This window comes from Micromonospora sp. NPDC049049 (genome assembly GCF_040649115.1).
GTDB lineage: Bacteria > Actinomycetota > Actinomycetes > Mycobacteriales > Micromonosporaceae > Micromonospora.
Genome location: NZ_JBEZEX010000003.1, coordinates 318,276 through 334,823, shown reverse-complemented (window position 1 = coordinate 334,823; position 16,548 = coordinate 318,276). Strand labels below are relative to the sequence as shown.

Annotated in this window: 17 protein-coding genes and 1 pseudogene; 4 read left to right on the top strand and 14 right to left on the bottom strand. The window is 71.0% G+C overall.

Going from position 1 to position 16,548, the window contains the following annotated elements; translation table 11 throughout:
- Positions 1–14: 14 nt before the first annotated feature.
- From AB0B68_RS05700 to AB0B68_RS05650, 11 genes and pseudogenes are all read right to left on the bottom strand, one after another.
- Entirely contained in the window at positions 15–1,016 is a 1,002-nt protein-coding gene (locus tag AB0B68_RS05700; protein WP_357258001.1) for an amidohydrolase family protein, read from the bottom strand.
- Positions 1,016–1,540 carry a 3-hydroxyanthranilate 3,4-dioxygenase gene (locus AB0B68_RS05695; protein WP_357205430.1) on the bottom strand — a complete coding sequence of 175 codons (525 nt, stop codon included), beginning with the start codon at positions 1,538–1,540 and terminating at the stop codon, positions 1,016–1,018. The genes AB0B68_RS05700 and AB0B68_RS05695 overlap by 1 nt, the downstream gene beginning before the upstream one ends.
- Complete coding sequence (locus AB0B68_RS05690; RefSeq protein ID WP_238669047.1) at positions 1,537–1,959, bottom strand: RidA family protein; 423 nt, start codon at positions 1,957–1,959, stop codon at positions 1,537–1,539. Before AB0B68_RS05690 ends, AB0B68_RS05695 begins: the two co-directional genes overlap by 4 nt.
- Positions 1,956–2,729 (bottom strand): fumarylacetoacetate hydrolase family protein, encoded by a 774-nt coding sequence (locus tag AB0B68_RS05685; protein WP_357205426.1) that lies wholly within the window; start codon positions 2,727–2,729, stop codon positions 1,956–1,958. Before AB0B68_RS05685 ends, AB0B68_RS05690 begins: the two co-directional genes overlap by 4 nt.
- Positions 2,726–3,790 carry a 4-hydroxy-2-oxovalerate aldolase gene (gene dmpG / locus AB0B68_RS05680; RefSeq protein ID WP_357205423.1) on the bottom strand — a complete coding sequence of 355 codons (1,065 nt, stop codon included), beginning with the start codon at positions 3,788–3,790 and terminating at the stop codon, positions 2,726–2,728. Before dmpG ends, AB0B68_RS05685 begins: the two co-directional genes overlap by 4 nt.
- The gene (locus AB0B68_RS05675) at positions 3,787–4,722 is read right to left on the bottom strand and encodes an acetaldehyde dehydrogenase (acetylating) (RefSeq protein ID WP_355008903.1); all 936 of its coding nucleotides are present in this window, start codon (positions 4,720–4,722) and stop codon (positions 3,787–3,789) included. The genes dmpG and AB0B68_RS05675 overlap by 4 nt, the downstream gene beginning before the upstream one ends.
- Entirely contained in the window at positions 4,719–5,516 is a 798-nt protein-coding gene (locus tag AB0B68_RS05670) for a fumarylacetoacetate hydrolase family protein (RefSeq protein ID WP_357205418.1), read from the bottom strand. Before AB0B68_RS05670 ends, AB0B68_RS05675 begins: the two co-directional genes overlap by 4 nt.
- 20 nt (positions 5,517–5,536) lie before the next feature.
- Positions 5,537–7,018 (bottom strand): 2-hydroxymuconic semialdehyde dehydrogenase, encoded by a 1,482-nt coding sequence (locus AB0B68_RS05665; protein ID WP_357205440.1) that lies wholly within the window; start codon positions 7,016–7,018, stop codon positions 5,537–5,539.
- Positions 7,019–7,041: 23 nt separating this feature from the next.
- Positions 7,042–8,379, bottom strand: coding sequence for an NAD(P)/FAD-dependent oxidoreductase (locus AB0B68_RS05660; protein ID WP_357257999.1), 1,338 nt, complete (start codon positions 8,377–8,379; stop codon positions 7,042–7,044).
- Positions 8,380–8,453: 74 nt separating this feature from the next.
- A pseudogene (kynU, locus tag AB0B68_RS05655) lies at positions 8,454–9,746 on the bottom strand (kynureninase); the annotation flags it as partial.
- Positions 9,747–9,763: 17 nt separating this feature from the next.
- Positions 9,764–10,666, bottom strand: coding sequence for a tryptophan 2,3-dioxygenase family protein (locus tag AB0B68_RS05650; RefSeq protein ID WP_357205438.1), 903 nt, complete (start codon positions 10,664–10,666; stop codon positions 9,764–9,766).
- A gap of 148 nt (positions 10,667–10,814) precedes the next feature.
- Here AB0B68_RS05650 and AB0B68_RS05645 point away from each other — a divergent pair, with 148 nt between their 5' ends.
- The 3 genes from AB0B68_RS05645 to AB0B68_RS05635 all read left to right on the top strand — a co-directional run bounded on the left by AB0B68_RS05645 (position 10,815) and on the right by AB0B68_RS05635 (position 12,881).
- The gene (locus AB0B68_RS05645; RefSeq protein WP_357205412.1) at positions 10,815–11,270 is read left to right on the top strand and encodes an Lrp/AsnC family transcriptional regulator; all 456 of its coding nucleotides are present in this window, start codon (positions 10,815–10,817) and stop codon (positions 11,268–11,270) included.
- A 234-nt stretch (positions 11,271–11,504) separates the two neighbouring features.
- The gene (locus tag AB0B68_RS05640) at positions 11,505–12,029 is read left to right on the top strand and encodes a hypothetical protein (RefSeq protein ID WP_357257997.1); all 525 of its coding nucleotides are present in this window, start codon (positions 11,505–11,507) and stop codon (positions 12,027–12,029) included.
- Positions 12,030–12,041: 12 nt separating this feature from the next.
- Positions 12,042–12,881, top strand: a complete 840-nt coding sequence (locus AB0B68_RS05635) for a class F sortase (RefSeq protein ID WP_357205407.1) — start codon at positions 12,042–12,044, stop codon at positions 12,879–12,881.
- Here AB0B68_RS05635 and AB0B68_RS05630 read toward each other — a convergent pair.
- Entirely contained in the window at positions 12,824–13,597 is a 774-nt protein-coding gene (locus tag AB0B68_RS05630; protein WP_357205404.1) for a MerR family transcriptional regulator, read from the bottom strand. The genes AB0B68_RS05635 and AB0B68_RS05630 overlap by 58 nt on opposite strands.
- 54 nt (positions 13,598–13,651) lie before the next feature.
- Between AB0B68_RS05630 and AB0B68_RS05625 the strand changes: the two genes are divergently transcribed.
- Positions 13,652–15,235 (top strand): DUF6194 family protein, encoded by a 1,584-nt coding sequence (locus tag AB0B68_RS05625; protein ID WP_357257995.1) that lies wholly within the window; start codon positions 13,652–13,654, stop codon positions 15,233–15,235.
- A gap of 15 nt (positions 15,236–15,250) precedes the next feature.
- Here the strand turns inward: AB0B68_RS05625 and AB0B68_RS05620 are convergent, their stop codons facing one another.
- Both AB0B68_RS05620 and AB0B68_RS05615 read right to left on the bottom strand, forming a co-directional pair.
- Entirely contained in the window at positions 15,251–15,787 is a 537-nt protein-coding gene (locus AB0B68_RS05620) for an HNH endonuclease (RefSeq protein ID WP_030333470.1), read from the bottom strand.
- Positions 15,788–16,043: 256 nt separating this feature from the next.
- Positions 16,044–16,499, bottom strand: a complete 456-nt coding sequence (locus AB0B68_RS05615; RefSeq protein WP_357257993.1) for an ArsI/CadI family heavy metal resistance metalloenzyme — start codon at positions 16,497–16,499, stop codon at positions 16,044–16,046.
- Positions 16,500–16,548 lie beyond the last annotated feature (49 nt).

Here is a 16,548-nt window from a genome sequence, read left to right as displayed (position 1 = left end):
GTGTCGAGCCGCGCTCAGCCGTGCAGGAAGCGCAGGGCGTTGGTGGACAGGAGCTTGTCGCGTTGGTCCTCGCTGAGGAAGTCGGCCACGTGAACCACCGCGCCGGCCGGCCGTTCACCCAGCGGGTACGGGTAGTCGCTGCCGACCAGCACCCGATCCTCTCCCAGGGTGTCGACCAGCAGCCGCAGGGCGGGCGGCGCGAAGACCACCGAGTCGACGCTGAACCGGTCGAGGTAGCTGCTGGGCGGACCGGCGGAAGCGCCCCGGACCAGGTCGCCGCGGCGGTGCCAGGCGTTGTCGGCGCGGCCGAGCCAGAACGGGAAACTGCCGCCGCCGTGCGCGAAACAGATTCGCAGCGTCTCGGGCACCCGGTCGAAGACACCGCCGAGGATCATCGCCAGCACCGACAGGTGCGTCTCGGCGGGCATCCCGGTGAGCCAGCGGGCCATCCAGCGGTCCAGTCGTGGCCCACCCGGCATGTCCCACGGGTGGACGAAGACGGGTGCTCCCACCTCGGCGCAGTGCTGGAGGAAGGTGACCACACCGGCGTCGTCCAGGTCCCGGTCGCCGACGTGGTTGCCGATCTCCACGCCCACGTGCCCGGCGGCGAGGCTGCGGTCCAGCTCGGCACAGGCGGCGTCCGGGTCCTGGAGCGGCACCTGGCAGAACGGCACCAGTCGGTCACCCCCGGCCGCGGTGACCTCCAGGGTCAGGTCGTTGAAGATCCGGGCGACCTTCACCGCCTGGTCGGCCGGACGGTCGTAGCTGAAGAAGACCGGGGTGGGCGAGACCACCTGCACGGCCACGCCGTCGGCGTCCATGTCGGCCAGTCGGCGCGACGCGTCCCAGCACTCCGCGCCGACCGGGCGGAACTCCGTCTCCCCCACCATGATCATGGCGGCGCGCTCGGAGTCGACCCGCAACCACGGCCAGTCGGACCCGCCGCACGCCGCGCCCAGGTCCGGCCAACCCTTCGGTACGACGTGCGTGTGCACGTCGACCACGCCTGCGGGCATCAGCCCTTGCCCGGGTGCAGGGTGCCGCAGTTGGCGCAGGTGCGGGCCGACTCGTCGGCGTAGAACGCCTGGAACACCGGCGGAAGATCGGCGGCGATGTCGCGGACCTGCAACTCGACCTCGTGCACCTTGTCGCCGCACTCCGGGCAGTACCACTGGAACGTCTCCAGGGTGCCCTCCTCACGGACCCGCTCGACGACCATGCCGATCGAGCCGGCCTCCGGCCGCTGCGGCGAGTGCGGGGTGTTTCGCGGCAACATCCACATCTGCCCCTCGCGCACGTGCACGGTGCGCGGCCCTTCCGGGGTGACCAGGTTGATGTGCATGTTGCCCTTGACCTGGTAGAAGAACTCCTCGTACGGGTCCACGTGGAAATCGGTGCGCTGGTTGGGCCCACCCACCACCATCACGATGAAGTCGTCCCCGCCGGGGAACATCTCCTTGTTGCCCACCGGGGGCTTCAACAGGTGCTGGTTGTCGGCGATCCAGCCCGGAAAGCTGAACGGCTCGGCGATCTCACTCACGACTGACCTCCCGAGGGAAGAAGGGCCACGGCCTGGATTTCGATCAGCAGGTGCGGGTGCGGCAACTGGTGTACCGCCACCGTCGTACGGGTCGGTCCGGAGGCGTCGAAGAACTCGGCCCACACCTCGTTGTAACCACCGAAGTCGTTCATGTTGACCAGGTACGCCGTCACCTGCACCAGGTCGGTGAGGTCCGCGCCGACCGAACGCAGCAGATCCCGCACGTTCTCGATGACGGCCCGCGTCTGCACCCGGATGTCGAGGTTGGTGGTGCCGAACCCGTCCACCTCGACGCCGGCGAAGGTGTTGTCCGCGCGCCGCGACGACGTACCGGAGACGAAGACGAAGCCACCGGCGACCTTGACGTGCGGAAAAGCCCCTCGCGGGACGGCCTTCCCGGCCACCACCCGGGCGGTCACGACGACGCCCGCAGCGAGGCAGTGCCGAGCTTCTCGACGACGGCGCGGACGTGGGCGCCGGGACGCAACGGAACAGCGGCGGTGGCGGCACCGGCCAGGAACACCCAGCCGGACTCCAGCCGCACCCCGTGCCGGCCCGCCAACCGGATGCCCTCGTCGAGCGCCCGGCGCGGATCACCGAGGATCGCCGCCGTCGAACCGACCTGCGCCACCCGCCCGTCGATCTCCAGCAGCACGCCCAGGTTGTCCAGCCCTGCCGGCACCGGCGACCACGGCCCGATCACGAAGGCGGCGGCCGAGGTGTTGTCCGCGACCACGTCGGGCAACGAGAAACGGAAGTCCGCGTACCGGGAGTCGATCAATTCGATGGCCGGGGCGACCGCGCGGACCGCCGTGGCGAAGTCGCCGACCGGCTCGCCCGGCTCGGGCAGCCGGTCCAGCAGGAACGCCACCTCCGGCTCGACCCGGGGATGGATGTACGCGGCCGGGTCCACGGCGCCGCCGTCGGGCACCCGCATCGCGTTGGTGAGTTGCCCCCAGATCACCTCGTCCACGCCGACCTGGGCCATCTTCGCCCTGCTGGTCAGCCCCATCTTCAACCCGACCAACCGCTCACCGGCGTTCAGCCGGCGTTGCAGCAGCGCGGCCTGCACGGCGTACGCGGTGTCCACGTCGAGGCCGGTCTCGGCGGCGAGTTGCGGGATGGCGGTGGCCGAGTCGGCCGCCGTGCCCAGCTTCTCGGCGATCCCGACGATGTCCACGCCGATCATGAATGCTCCTCCTTGTCGGCCAGGTCGAGGGCCACGTCCACGATCATGTCCTCCTGGCCGCCGACCATCCGGCGGCGGCCCAGCTCGACCAGGATCGACCGGACGTCCACGCCGTACTTCGCGGAGGCGCGCTCGGCGTGCCGCAGGAAGCTGGAGTAGACACCCGCGTACCCCAGGGAGAGCGTCTCCCGGTCCACCTGGACCGGCCGGTCCTGCAACGGGCGGACGATGTCGTCGGCGGCGTCCATCAGCGCGAACACGTCACAGCCGTGCTTCCAGCCGTGCAGCTCGGCGACCGCGACGAAGACCTCCAGCGGCGCGTTTCCGGCGCCCGCGCCCATGCCGGCGAGGGAGGCGTCGACGCGGACGGTCCGACCGTGCACCGCGTCGGGGCCGACCGGCCCGGACCCGGTGATCCGACCGTGCTCGACGGCGAGCACGCTGTTGGCGACCCCGAGCGACAGGTTGTGGTGCGCGTGGATGCCGATCTGCGTCTCCGGGGCGAGGACCTGCCGGTACGCGTCGACCCGCTGCGCCACGTCGGACATCAGCAGCCGACCGCCGGAGTCGGTGACGTAGACGCAGTGCGCCCCGTACGACTCCATCAGCTTGGCCTGCCCGGCCAACCCGGCCGGATCGTTCATGTGCGACATCATCAGGAACCCGGCGACGTCCATGCCGTTCTCCCGGGCCCACGAGATGTGCTGGGCGGAGATGTCCGCCTCCGTGCAGTGGGTGGCGATGCGCACGCTGGTCACCCCGAGCGCCTTCGCCGCCTTCAGGTCGGCGATGGTGCCGATCCCGGGCAGCAGAAGCGTGGTCAGCTTCGCCGTGTTCAGCACCTCGGCGGCGGCGGAGATCCATTCGGCATCGCTGGCCGCGCCGTGGCCGTAGTTGACGCTGGAACCGGCGAGCCCGTCACCGTGCGCCACCTCGATGGCGGCCACCCCGGCGGCGTCCAGCGCGGCGGCGATGGTGCGTACCTGGTCGACTGTGTACTGGTGGGCGATGGCGTGCATGCCGTCGCGCAGCGTCACGTCCTGGATGTAAAGGTCGGTCATGGCGCGGCCACCTCCGAGGAACGCAGGGCGACCAGCCGCTCCGCGGTGCGCAGCGCGGCGGAGGTCATGATGTCCAGGTTCCCGGCGTACGCGGGCAGGTAGTGCCCGGCTCCGGAGACCTCCAGGAAGACCGACACCTGAAGAGCGGTGAGCCGCCGCCCGAGCGTCGGCAGGTACGCCTCGACCCGGTCGAACTGCACGTCCTGCTTGAGCCGGTAACCGGGGACGTACTCCTGCACGGTCGCCACCATGTCCGCCACCGAGGCGGCGATCGCGTCGGTGTCCGCGTCGGCGTCCGGGCAGAGGCAGTAGACGGTGTCCCGCATCAGCAGCGGCGGGTCCGCCGGGTTCAGCACGATGATCGCCTTGCCCCGCTCGGCACCGCCCACCACCTCGATGGCGCGGGCCGTGGTCTCGGTGAACTCGTCGATGTTGGCGCGGGTTCCCGGCCCGGCGGACTTCGACGCGATCGAGGCGACGATCTCCCCGTACGCCACCGGGGTGACCCGGCGTACCGCGGCGACGATCGGCACTGTCGCCTGTCCGCCACAGGTCACCATGTTGACGTTGGGCTGGTGCAGGTGCTCGTCGAGGTTGACCGGCGGCACCACGTACGGGCCGATCGCGGCCGGGGTCAGGTCGACCACAGTCCGGCCGAGGGCTCGCAGCACCTCGTCGTGGCGTCGGTGCGCGCCGGCCGAGGTGGCGTCGAACACCAACTCGACGTCGGCGAACTCAGGCAGCGCGACGAGCCCGTCCACGCCGTCGGCGGTGGTGGCGACGCCGAGCCGACGAGCACGCGCCAGGCCGTCGGAGGCCGGGTCGATGCCTGCCATCGCCACCATGCGCAGGCTGTCGCTCAGCCGCAACACCTTGATCATCAGGTCGGTGCCGATGTTCCCGGAACCAAGCACAGCTATACCGGTGGTCACGCGGAAGTCTCCTTGCTGAAGCAGGTGCGCACCGAACCCAGCCCGGAGATCCGGGCCTCGTACGCGGCGCCCGGGGTGACCGGCACCATCGGGCCGAGCGCCCCGGAGAGCACCACGTCCCCGGCACGCAGCGGGTCACCGGCGCGGGCGAGGGTGCCAGCCAGCCACAGCAGGGCGTGCAGCGGGTTGCCCAGGCAGGCGGCGCCCGCACCCACCGACACCGGCTCGCCGGCGTGCTCCAGCACCATCCCGCACAGTCGCAGGTCCACGTCGGCGAGCCGGCGCGGCGTGGTGCCGAGCACGAAGAGCCCGCTGGAGGCGTTGTCGGCGACGGTGTCCACGATGGAGATGTCCCAGGCGGCGATCCGGGAGTCGACGATCTCGATCGCCGGCAGCACGTGGTCGACCGCGCGAATCAGGTCGACGGTGGTGAGCTGCGGGTTCGGGAGATCCTTGTCGAGCACGAACGCGATCTCCGCCTCGACCCGAGGCTGAAGCAGTCGGTCGATGGGCACCTCGACCCCGTCGCCGACCGCCATGGCGTCGGTCAGCATGCCGAAGTCCGGTTGGAACACCCCGAAGGTCTCCTGCACCGCCCGGGAGGTCAGCCCGATCTTCGCGCCGACCCGGCGTTCGCCGCGGCCCTGCCAGGCCCGCGCCTGGAGTTGCTGCACCCGGTACGCGGCCTCGACGTCGCCCTCGGGCAGCAGCCGGCCCCGAAGCGGCGCGCACGGCTTGCCGGTGCTGCGGGCGTCGGCCAGCTCCCGGTTGGCGGCCTCGATGTCAGCTTCCATGCCCGCTCCCTCGCTACGGCTCACGACAGGTCCACGCAGACGTTCGTGAGTTCGGAGTAGAAGTTCAGCGAGTGCACGCCGCCTTCGCGACCGATCCCGGACGCCTTCACCCCGCCGAACGGGGTACGCAGGTCCCGCAGGAACCAGGTGTTGACCCAGACGATGCCGGCGTCGAGCCGGGCGCCGGCCCGGTGCGCGACGCCCACGTCCCGGGTCCACACGGTCGCCGCCAGGCCGTACTCGGTGCCGTTGGCGAGGGCGTACGCCTCGTCCTCGGTGTCGAACGGCGCGACGTGCACCACCGGGCCGAAGATCTCCTCGCGGTTGGTGCGGGCGTCCGGGCCGAGCCCGGTGAGCACCGTCGGCTGCACGTACGACCCGCCGTCGCGGGTGTCGCCGAAGGTGGGCGTACCGCCGCCGGTGAGCACCTCGGCGCCCTCGGACCGGGCCAGCTCGTACGCCCCGAGCACCTTCGCCCGGTGCTGGTGGGAGATCAGCGGCATGGTGGCGGTCGCCTCATCGGTCGGCCAGCCGTACGCCAGCTCGCCCGCCCGCTTCGCCAGCCGGGCGGTGAACTCCTCGAAGACTGGCCGCTGCACGTAGATGCGCTCGGTGCAGAGACACACCTGACCGCCGTTGGTGAAGCTGGACCGCACCGAGCCGGCCACCGCGGCGTCCAGGTCGGCGTCGGCGAAGACCAGGCCGGCGTTCTTGCCGCCGAGTTCGAAGCTCACCGCCTTCACGCCATCGGCGGCGGCCCGCATGATCGCGCCGCCGGTGGCCGACTCGCCAGTGAAGGTGATCGCGTCGACGCCCGGGTGGCGGGTGAGGAACTCGCCCGCCGAGTCCGGCCCGAAGCCGTGCACCAGGTTGAACACACCGGCCGGTACGCCAGCGGCGGCCATCACCTCGGCGAGCACCGTCGCCGAGGCGGGAGTCTCCTCGCTGGGCTTGACCACGACGGCGTTGCCGCAGGCCAGCGCCGGAGCAACCTTCCAGGTGAGCAGCAGCAACGGCAGGTTCCACGGCACGATGACCGCGACCACGCCGACCGGCTTACGCAGCGCGTAGTTGAGTGCCCGACCGCCGGTCGGGGTGACGGTGGTGAACGACTCGGTGGGTGTGGTCGCCACGATCTCCGCGAACGCGCGGAAGTTCGCGGCGCCGCGCGGGATGTCCAGGGTGCGGGCCTGGGCGATGGATTTGCCGGTGTCGGCGACCTCGGCGGTGACCAGGTCGTCGAAGCGGCGCTCCAGCTCGTCGGCGACGCGGCGCAGCACCTCGGCGCGCTCGCGCTCCCCCATCCGGCCCCACGGCCCCCGCAGCGCCGCCCGGGCGGCGGCCACCGCATCGTCCACCGTCGACCGCGAAGCCTCGTCGACCTCGAAGACCTGCTCCCCGGTGACCGGGCTGGCCTTAGCGAACGTGTTCCCGCCGTCGACGAACTCACCGGCGACGAAGTTGCGCAACCGCTGCGGACCACTCGGCGCGTGGCCGGCCATCAGCCGCGGATCCCAGTTGCCGGTCATGCGCGCCTCCCTCGGCCCAGTGCCGCGCCGATCGCGCCGACAAGCAGCAGCGCGGCCCCGCCGACGACCGCCCCGAGCACCAGGTGCTGTTGGCGCACCCGGCGGCGCACCTCCGCATACGGGGTGGTGGAGAACGACACCAGCTCGTACTGGGAAACGTACCGGCCGGGCAGGGCCCGTTCCAGTGCGTGCTCGACCCGCCGTCGGGTCTGGAAGACCGGGGAGGCGACCTTGTCCCGCATCTCCACGAAGTTGGTCAGCGCCATCGTCGCGATGGCCTCGGCGTTCTCCTGCCGGCGCCGCTGGAACAGCGGCAGCGCCGCCAACCAGTCGTCGGCGCACTCGTCCAGGCAGCGGTCCAGCTCCACCACGTCCTCGAAGGCGCAGTTGGCGCCCTGGCCGTAGAACGGCACTATGGCGTGCGCCGCGTCGCCGAGCAGACCGACCTTTCCGCTGACCTGCCACGGGGTGCAGCGCACAGTCCCGAGCACGCCCACCGGGTTGTGCTGGTAGTCGTCGACCAGGTTCGGGGCAAGCGGGACCACGTCCGGGTAGTGCTCGGTGAAGTGCCGTTCGATCTCCGCCGGGCTGGTCAGCGAGGCGAAGCTGCCGGCACCGTCGTTGGGCCAGAACAGCGTGCAGGTGAAGGAGCGGTCCGGGTTCGGCAGCGCGATCATCATCGAGGTGCCGCGCGGCCAGATGTGCAGCGCGTCCTCCTCCAGGGCGAAGTCCCCACCCAACGGCGGGATCGTCAGCTCCTTGTAGCCGTAGTCGAGGAAGTCCACACTCTCGTCCAGCAGCCCGTACGCCAGCAGTTGCCCACGCACCGCGGATCCGGCGCCGTCGGCGCCCAGCACGACCGATGCCTTCGCCGCGACCGGGCCCTGCGGGGTCTCGAAGCTCAGGGCGCCGTCGGTCGGGTCGAGCCCGACCAGCCGGTGGTCGAAGACGACCCGCACGCCCGGCAGCGCGGCGGCCTCGTCGAGCAGGGCGTTGTTCAACGCGCCCCGGCTGATCGAGTTGATCGCCCGGTCGCCGGCGGCGCTGTACGACTGGAACTGCTGCTCGCCCTCGACCGGGTGGATCATCCGGCCGCGCATCGGCAGCGCGTCGGTCATCACCTGCTCGGCCAGCCCGATCCGGCGCAACGCGTCCAGACCGCGCTCGGAGAGCGCCAGGTTGATCGAGCGACCGCGTTCGGCGGTGCCGACACGAGGGTCGGAGCGGCGCTCGTAGAGGGCCACCGGGTAACCACGCCGGGCCAGGAAGCAGGCAGCCAGACAGCCGGCCAGCCCGGCACCGATGATCGCGATCTCGTCACGCCGCGCGGTCATGCTGAGCCGCCTTTCGTTCGCGACTGCGGGGCTCGCAACCCCGACTCACTCCTCGCGCTCACAGAGGTCGCCCCCACCGTCGCGGCGAGCGCCGCGGCCGCCCGCCAGCAGTCGAGGTACGTGGAATACAGCGGCACCGGGGCGAACCGCACGACGTCGGGTTCGCGGGCGTCGGCGATGACCCCGTGTTCGTACCGTAGGCGTTTGGTCAGCTCGGCGGCGCTGCCCGACCCGATGCGCACGGAGAGCTGGCAGCCTCGGCGGGCCGGGTCACGCGGGGTGACCACCCGCAGCGGCCGGCCGACGGTCACCTCGTCGAGCAGCGACTCCAGCCAGCCGGTGAGGCGCTGGCTGCGCGCGCGCAGCGCGGTCATTCCCACCGCGTCGAACAGCTCCAGCGAGGTACGCACCGGGCCCATCGCGAAGATCGGCGGGTTGGAGATCTGCCAGGCCTCCACAGTGGCCGGTGGTCGGGACACCGGCGTCATCTCGAACCGGGTGGCCGCCGCTGTGCTCCACCACCCCTCGAACCGCTGGAGGTTCTCGTCGCCGAGGTGGCGCTCGTGCACGAAGACGCCAGCGAGGGCACCCGGGCCGGAGTTCAGGTACTTGTAGGAGCACCACGCGGCGAAGTCGACGTCCCAGTCGTGCAGGGCCAGCGGCACGTTGCCGACCGCGTGGGCCAGGTCCCAACCGACAACCGCACCGGCGGCCCGGCCGGCAGCCGTGATCGCCGGGATGTCCAGCAGCTCACCGGTGAGGTAGTTGACCCCGCCGAGCAGCAGCAGCGCCACCCGGTCGCCCTCGGCGGCCATGTAGTCGGTCACGTCCTCGGTACGCAGGGCGTCCTCACCCGCGCGCGGACGCAACCGGACCACTGTGTCGTCCGGGTCCAGGCCGTGGAACCGGGCCTGGCTGCGCACCGCGTAGCTGTCCGAGGGGAAAGCGGCGTCCTCGATGACGATGCGGGTGCGCGCGCCGGCCGGTCGGTAGAAACTCACCATCAGCAGGTGCAGGTTGACAGTGAGCGAGTTCATCACCACGGCCTCCGCGGGCCGGGCGCCGACCAGTCGCGCGGCCGGCCCGGTCAACAGCTCGTGGTACGGCAGCCAGGGGCGCTCCGCCTCCATGTGCCCCTCCACGCCGAGCCGCCCCCACGCGTCCAGGTCGGCCAGGAGTTCGTCGCGGGTTGCCCGAGGTTGCAGGCCGAGCGAGTTGCCGGCCAGGTACGCCGACTCGGGGTGGTCGCCGCCGTCGGCCGGTGGCACGTGGAACAGGTGCCGGTGACCGGGGTCGGCCTCGTCACGGCGATGCGCTTGCGCTTCGCCAGCGGCGAAGCCCAGCCGCTCAGCTTCTGGGGTCGTCATTGCTTCTCGCTCTCCGGTCACATCGCGGTGCGGGCCGACCATAGCTCCGGGAAGACCACCCGGGCCATGCTGCGCTGCAACCACGCCAGGCCGGCGGAGCCGCCGCTGCCGACCTTGGCGCCCATCGTCCGCTGCACCGCCTTGACGTGGTTCCAGCGCCAGTCGCCGAATTCCTCGGCGACAGCGCTCAGCGCCTCGCCGAGCAGCCGCAGGTGATTGTCGGGGCTGGCGTCGTCGTAGATTCGCACCCAGGCCGCCTCCACCAACGGGTGCGGGTCGTGTTCGACGGCCACGTCCCGGTCGAGCAGGTCGGCGGGGAGGTCGAAGCCGCGCCGGGCCAGCAACGCGAGCACGTCGTCCCAGAGGCTCGGGGTGGTCAGCGCGGCGCTCAGCTCGGCATGAACCTCGGCCTGCCGGCGGAACGGGCGGATCAGCGTCGGGTCGCGGAGCCCGAGCAGGAACTCCAACTGCCGGTACATCGCCGACTGGAAGCCGGAGGCCTCACCGAGCAGGTTGCGGAACCGGTTGAAGTCGGCCGGGCTCATCCAGCGCAGGCCCTGCCAGGCGGCGTTGAGCCCCTCCAGGTGCAGTTTGGCTCGGCCCAGCGGGGCCAACGCCTCCCAGATCTGGTCGGCGTGGATCAGCCGCTGGGTCTCGCGCAGCTCGTGGCAGGTCAGCCCGAAGTACAGCTCCATGATCTGGCTGACCATCAGGAAGGACATCTCGCCCGGGTCGCTGCTGAGCGGGTGCTGCATCTTGTGCAGAGCGCTGGCCTGCACGTACGCGTCGTACGGCACCATGTCGGCGAACTCCAGCGTCGGTTCGCCACCGGTGCGCTCCGCTTGCGCGACACGCTGCCCAGGGGTCACCGGTCGCACCGTGGCACGGCGGTTCGGCGCCCGCCGCTCCGTCTGATCCACCATCTCTTCTCCCTCCCCCGGACTAGCCGACGTCATGATCTCGCGGTCGGATCGGCCTGCGGAATGCCGAATCAACGGCTTCCGCCGGCTTCTCCTGGCAAACCAAAGGCAACTAGGCGAAGTCGGTTCACGAAAGTAAGGTCTGAGCGTGGACGACATGGACTGGGCGCTGCTGCGCGAGTTGCAGGCCGACGCGCGGCTCTCCTTCAGCGAGTTGTCCCGGCGGGTGCACCTGTCGCCACCGTCAGTCGCGGAGCGGGTACGCCGGCTGGAGGAGGCCGGGATCATCACCGGCTACCACGCCCACGTCGACCTGAGCCGCGCCGGCCGCACCGTGGTCGCGCTGATCCGGATGTCCTGCTACGGCGCGCGGTGCATCCTGCACGACCCGGCGGTGGCTGACTGGCCGGAGATCCTGGAGATCCACCGGATCACCGGGGACGCGTGCAGCGTGCTGAAGGTGGCGGCCGGTTCGATCGGCGCGTTCGAGGGGGTCATCGACCGTCTCGCCCCGTACGGCCAACCGTCGAGCACGATGGTCCTCTCCTCCCCCCTGAACTGGCACCCCGTCACACCCCTCCCCCTCCCGCCCCCGCCCCGCTGACGCAACCCCTCCCTCCCCGCGCCCCTCCCCGCCCCCTCCACTGCGGCGATCTTGCAGTTTCTGCTGCCTTTATGTCCTTTATGCGGGCATTCGTCGGTGCAGAAAGTGCAAGATCGCGGGTTGGGGCGGTCGGGTGAGGGCGAGGGCCGGGCGGGTTTGGCTTCGGGGTGCGGGGAAAGCAGCGCGCGTGCCCAGGGGAGGGTTCCGGCGGTAGTCGCCGGTTGGGGGGAAATCATGCAGGCAGTCCGCACGATCAACCGCGCGCTCTCGTCCGCACTGACAATGGTGGGACTGGTCGGGGCGTTCGTCCTGTTGTCGGTCGCACCGGCGCGAGCCGGCGAGAACGTCTTCGTCGAGGTGACACCCAACAGCGTCCAGGCCGGCAGCCGGGTCAGCATCAAGGCGAGCTGCGACAACGACAACAACAACAGGCAGTCCAGCGTGCACTCCGACGCGTTCGGGTCCGTGACGCTGAGACCCGACAAGGGCTTCCTCACCGCGCAGGCCACTGTTCCACGCGACAAACCGGCCGATCAGTACCCGGTCGACCTGCGATGTGAAAACGGACAGACGTCGTCGACCACGCTGACCGTGCTGAACATGGCCTCACCCAGCAAGGGCCCGGCGACCGGTGGCGGTGGGATGGCCGGCGGGCGCGGCACCGGCTCACTGCTGGTGTTCGGTGGCGTGGCGTTGGTGGCCACCGCGATCGTGCTCGGGATGGCCGGCGGCCGACGTCGACCGGGAGCCGGCTCCTGAGCCGGATCACCCATGACCCGCAGATCCGCGCGTGCGCGGCCGGACCGCCGCGCCCGCCTCCGGGCCGGGCCGGCGCTACGCGCGTCCGGCCGGCTGGTGGCCCGCGTCTCCGGACGGCTGCGACGGGTCGCCGGGCAGGCCGTTTCGGCGAGCGTCACCACCACCGATCCGGCCGCCCGTCCGCTGCCGCCGCGACGTCCGGCCGGGCCGTCGTCGGCCCGCCACCGGTTCGTTACGAGCCCCGGGTTGCCGGTGCTGGCCATCGCCACGCTGATGGTGCTGATCGTGGCGATGCTCGGCGTCGAGCAGGTGACCGGGATGAGCCTGCTGCCGGATCGGCTCAGCGCCGGGCTGCGACCGCCGCCGAAGAAGTTCCCGGTGCTGCCGGCCGCCGACCCGACCAGCCTCGTCATCGACAAGATCGACGTACGGGCGCCCGTACACGACGTGGGTATCGCCCCGGACGGCACGATCGCCGTGCCGGACGCGGCCCGCGCCCAGGAGGCCGGCTGGTACGACCAGGGGCCCACCCCGGGCCAGTACGGTCCAGCCGTGATCGTCGGGCACGTCGACACCACCAGCGGGCCGGCGGTCTTCCACAAACTCCGCGAGCTGCGCTCCGGTGACGAGATCGAGGTCACCCGCACCGACCAGCGCGTGGCGGTCTTCGAGGTCAACTCGGTGGAGAAGTTCGACAAGGGCCGACTGCCGGTGGACGAGGTGTACGGCGACTTCAGCCGCCCGAGCCTCCGACTGATCACCTGCGGCGGCCAGTGGGTCGGCGGCGAGACCGGCTACGCGGACAACGTGGTGGTCTTCGCCTCGCTGGTCAAGGAGCGTTCAGGCGGTTGACCGGCGTCGACGTATTCGGCGAGCCGGGCGGCCCCGGTGAGCATGGCCCGGCCTCGCTCGGTGAGCCGTTGCCGCCACTGACGCAGCGAGGCGGCGAGCGGTTCCGCGCCGCCGGCATCGCGTACTCGACGCAGCACGCCCGCGATGTGGTCGAGCCGGTAGCCACCGCGGCGCAACAGGTGGGCCAGTTCGGCGTCCCGGACGTCGTCGGGGAGGTAGAGCCGGTAGTGGGTCACCGGATCACGTACCGGTCGCAGCACCCCGGCCCGCTCCCATTTGCGCAGCGTGGCCGCCCGCAGACCGAGCCGGTGAGCCACCACGCTGATCGGCACGGCTTTCTGGCTCTGCGGTAGGGGTCTCGTTCCGGTGAGCGTCAACACCGCCGCCTCGACCGCGTCCAGGGTTTCCCGATCGCGCTGGAGCAGCGCATGCCCCTGGTCGATGGTTCGCAGCGCCGTGTCGATCTCGCCCCGGTTGACGGCCCGCATGATGTCGCCGCTGGCCGCGTAGCCGTGGCCCGGGATCAACGCAAGGTAGGCACGCAGCGCCGTGACGTGCAGTTCGGTGAAGCGACGGTAGCCGTTCGGCGTGCGCTGGGCCGGGGGCAGGACGCCGTCTCGTTCGTAGTTGCGCACGGCCTGCGCGGAGAGACCGTGTGCACGCGCGAGGTCGACCGGTCGGCGTACCCCCGGGTTTGAAGGTTTTATGGCTGTCACCGCGCTCCGCCGCTCGTAAGTCTCAACCGCTGATTCAACGATACGGTTCATGGAATGCCACCTTTTCTCGACCTGCTGGCGGTATCCCCGGACCTGCTCGCGCTCGGCGAACCGACGCATGGTGAGTCCGCCTTCCTTCAGCTCCGCAACGAGGCCTTCCTGTCACTGGCTGAGCACGGCTACCGCTCGATCGCCGTGGAGAGCGACCGGGCGGCCGGGCTGATCGCCGACGAGTTCGTGCAGGGCGTCGCCACTGTGACACTCGACCGGGCGCTCGCCGAAGGGTTCAGCCACGGGTTCGGGGCGGCCCCGGCCAACCGGGACCTCCTGCTGCGGATGCGGGAGTGGAACGCCGGGCGGCCGGCGGCCGAGCGACTGACGTTCCACGGCTTCGACGCTCCGGTCGAGTTGGAGAGCGCCCCGAGCCCGCGCCGCCACCTCACCCAGGTCTGCCACTTCCTCGACCTGGACCGGGCCACCGAGATCGACGACCTGATCGGGGACGAGGGACGGTGGAGTGACACGGCCGCGATCTGGGAACCGGGCCGATCGGTCGGGCGCTCAACCGACGCCCAGCGACTGCGGGTGCTCGCCGACGACCTGCTGACCGAGTTGTACCTGCGGGCGCCGCAGAGGTCAGTGGGCTGGCCTGCGGCATTCGTGCACGCCACGGCCGCGGTCGCGTTGCTGCGGTACCACGCCGCGGCCGCCGCGCCGCTGGCCCAGGAGGAACGCTTCGCCCGCCTGGCTGCCGTCCGGGACGCGCTGATGGCCGAGAACCTGCTCGCGATCCGATCGGCCGAGGCACACCGCGGGCCCACGCTGGTCTTCGCGCACAACACGCACCTCCAGCGACACCCGAGCACGATGACGCTTGCCGACGTGCAGGTGGCCTGGGCCGGCGCCGGAGCGATCGTCGCGGCGCTGCTGGGCGACCGGTACGCGGTGATCGCCGGCAGCCTCGGCGCAAGCCCGACACTCGGCATCGGGCCGCCAGCCGCCGACACCTACGAGGGCCGGCTCCAGCAGGAGAGCTGTCTTCCCCGGTACCTGCCGACGTCCGACATCGAAGCGGCCGAGCAACGCACGCACGACTACCGCTACTTCCCGCTGGACCGGGCCACCATCGAACACGCCGACGTGGTCCTGCACGTCCCGACAGGCGTCGACGCGGCGATGCTCGCCGATCGGATCGTCGCGCTGCCCGGCGTCGAGCAGGTCGTGGCGAGCGAGGAGGACGGATCACCCGAGGCGGCCTGGGGCGACAGGTTCTTCCTCGTCGGCCCGGACCGCCGCCAGCCGTTCGCCACAATCGTCGAGCACGACGTGCCCGGTTTCGACGAGGCCGCACAGCTGGACCGCCCCGGTGTCTTTCGCCTCAACCTGGACCTGGGCCGGGCCGAGTTCGAGCGGCTGTTCGGCTTCCCGCCCAAGGCATTCGAGGAGCACCGGCACGAGTTCGACTTCGCCCGACTGGACACCCTCGTGCCGCACCCGGGCTACGCGCAATATGGCTTCGCGAGCATCGTCATGCCCGGCCCGCAGTTGCTGCCCGAGATCGACCGGCTACTCGCGATCGCGTACCGCCGAGCGGTCGACCGCCACCAACGCGCAGCGCGCCGGGCAGCCCAAGCCTGACCACGCCCTGCGGAATCAGGCGGCCGCCTCCGGCTCCCGCAGATCCAGCCAGTCGGCCCAGCGGGGGTCGGGAGCGCGGTGCCCGAGCACCCGCCAGGCGGTGCCCTTCGGTGCGGCCGGCAAGGCGTGTAACCGCCACCCCATCTCGGCAGGGGTCTTGTCACCCTTGGTGTGGTTGCACCGTGCGCACGCGGCGACCACGTTCTCCCAGGCGTGCCGGCCACCCCGGCTGCGCGGAAAGACGTGGTCGATGGTCTCGGCCGGACCCCGGCAGTAGGCGCACCGCCACCCGTCCCGGGCGAAGATCGCCCGCCGGGACAGCCCGACATGCGTTCGGTACGGCACCCGGACGAAGCGGGTCAGCCGGACCACTGACGGCACCGGGAGCGCGTCCCGGGCGCTGTGCAGGATGCCGTCACCATCAGCGACGCAGACCGCCTTCGCGGAGAGGACGAGGATCGCGGCGCGACGCACCGACACGACACACAGCGGCTCGTAGGTGGCGTTGAGGACCAACGCGCCGGAGCCCACCGTGGGTCGTATGTCAGGCATCGCGCTCACCCTCCCGGTTCAGCGGCTGCTGGGGACCGCCGCCGACCGGGGCCGGGCACAACGGCCCACACGGTCGACGCCGGGCCGATCACCGACGTCCGTTGCGCCAATAGTCCCTGATCGGACCCCGGATTGCACGTACTAATCCCGCATGGGGTATGAGGATCATCCGCAACCGGGCGGATCGCTGGCCCCGCCTGGGAGAACCGCCGCTGCCCCCGCCCTCCGGATCGAGAGCGGGGGCAGCGTTCTGGCATCAGCAGCAGCTACTGGCAGCCCCGGCGGTGGCCGGCTCCTTCTCGCCGGATGTGCAACAGGCGCCTTCGGCGGCCTTCTCCAACTGGTCGGAGTCGGCCTTGACGGTGTAGACCTCCCAGGGCTCGTTACCAGGGCCGCGCACCCACACCTTGTCCTGGAGGGCGTAGCAGCACTCGGTGCTGTTCTCCTCCAGGGTGATCAGACCGGAGTCGGTGAGGCGCCGGGTGGCCGCGTTGACGTCGTCGGTGCTGAACACTTCGACGCCCAGGTGGTCCATCACGGTGGGCTGGTCGGGCTCGCCTTCGAGCAGGACGAGCTTCAGCGGCGGGTTCTCGACGGCGAAGTTGGCGTAGCCGGGTCGGCGCTTGGCGGGCTCGACACCGAACAGCTTGGAATAGAAGGCGACGGAGCCTTCGAGGTCGGACACACGCAGGGCGAGCTGAACGCGGGACATGACTCTCCTTCCGGGTCTGGGGGATGCTTGTCTTGATGCTTTTCGAAGC

Bases quoted from the DNA above. Each gene is read 5' to 3' on its own strand.
- AB0B68_RS05700 (WP_357258001.1), bottom strand. From the start codon at position 1,016: ATGCCCGCAGGCGTGGTCGACGTGCACACGCACGTCGTACCGAAGGGT.
- AB0B68_RS05685 (WP_357205426.1), bottom strand. From the start codon at position 2,729: ATGATCGGCGTGGACATCGTCGGGATCGCCGAGAAGCTGGGCACGGCG.
- dmpG (WP_357205423.1), bottom strand. From the start codon at position 3,790: ATGACCGACCTTTACATCCAGGACGTGACGCTGCGCGACGGCATGCAC.
- AB0B68_RS05670 (WP_357205418.1), bottom strand. From the start codon at position 5,516: ATGGAAGCTGACATCGAGGCCGCCAACCGGGAGCTGGCCGACGCCCGC.
- AB0B68_RS05665 (WP_357205440.1), bottom strand. From the start codon at position 7,018: ATGGCCGGCCACGCGCCGAGTGGTCCGCAGCGGTTGCGCAACTTCGTC.
- AB0B68_RS05660 (WP_357257999.1), bottom strand. From the start codon at position 8,379: ATGACCGCGCGGCGTGACGAGATCGCGATCATCGGTGCCGGGCTGGCC.
- AB0B68_RS05640 (WP_357257997.1), top strand. From the start codon at position 11,505: ATGCAGGCAGTCCGCACGATCAACCGCGCGCTCTCGTCCGCACTGACA.
- AB0B68_RS05635 (WP_357205407.1), top strand. From the start codon at position 12,042: ATGACCCGCAGATCCGCGCGTGCGCGGCCGGACCGCCGCGCCCGCCTC.
- AB0B68_RS05625 (WP_357257995.1), top strand. From the start codon at position 13,652: ATGCCACCTTTTCTCGACCTGCTGGCGGTATCCCCGGACCTGCTCGCG.
- AB0B68_RS05620 (WP_030333470.1), bottom strand. From the start codon at position 15,787: ATGCCTGACATACGACCCACGGTGGGCTCCGGCGCGTTGGTCCTCAAC.
- AB0B68_RS05615 (WP_357257993.1), bottom strand. From the start codon at position 16,499: ATGTCCCGCGTTCAGCTCGCCCTGCGTGTGTCCGACCTCGAAGGCTCC.